The sequence below is a fragment of the Bartonella sp. AP58NXGY genome, assembly GCF_042195785.1.
Lineage (GTDB): Bacteria > Pseudomonadota > Alphaproteobacteria > Rhizobiales > Rhizobiaceae > Bartonella.
Window position 1 is genome coordinate 344 of record NZ_JBHIOY010000121.1, and the last position, 648, is coordinate 991.

Consider the following 648-nt stretch of genomic DNA (forward strand, 5'->3'; position numbering starts at 1 on the left):
GTCTTTCCCGATGAACGAAAAGAGCGTGACTGGGTTGATAGACCGCCCAATCAAAAGGCATGGGAAAGCTATCAAGAGGTCTTTCGTTCTCTTTATGATAAACCATTAGGATCACCAAAACACCCTATCACCATACGCTTTTCTGCTGATGCTCAAGAGATCTTTCGTGAATGGTGGGAAAAGTTTCAAAGAACAGTCAAAGGGGGGCATTTCTCTGCAAGTTTACAAGCACATCTTTTAAAAATGGATAAAACCATACCAACCCTTGCGTTGATTTTTGAATTGAGTGAAGGCGGGCGTTTTGAAATCAATAGAGATGCCCTTGAGAGAGCTTTGTGTTGGGAAAAATATCTGCTAAGCCATGTCAAAAGGCTTTATGCGGCGGGGGATACATTAACAGCAGAGCGTGCAAAATTGATTGTCGAACGCTGTGATTATTTACCCGATGGTTTTACTTCACGTGATATTTATAAACGTGATTGGAAATGTTTAACAGACAATCAAGCTGTTAAGCAAGCTTTAGAGCTTTTATGTCGTTGTAACTATATTCGTCAAATAGCAAGTAATCATAGCTCTAAAGGCGGTCGACCTACCATACATTATGAATGGCATCCTTTAGTGAAAAGTTATAAGACACCACACTGAGGC

1 protein-coding gene is annotated in these 648 nt (G+C 40.6%); it reads left to right on the top strand.

Going from position 1 to position 648, the window contains the following annotated elements:
- Positions 1 to 645 (top strand): DUF3987 domain-containing protein (locus ACFINC_RS09880; RefSeq protein ID WP_375617101.1); only part of this gene is annotated, 645 nt, incomplete at its 5' end.
- Positions 646 to 648: the final 3 nt, after the last annotated feature.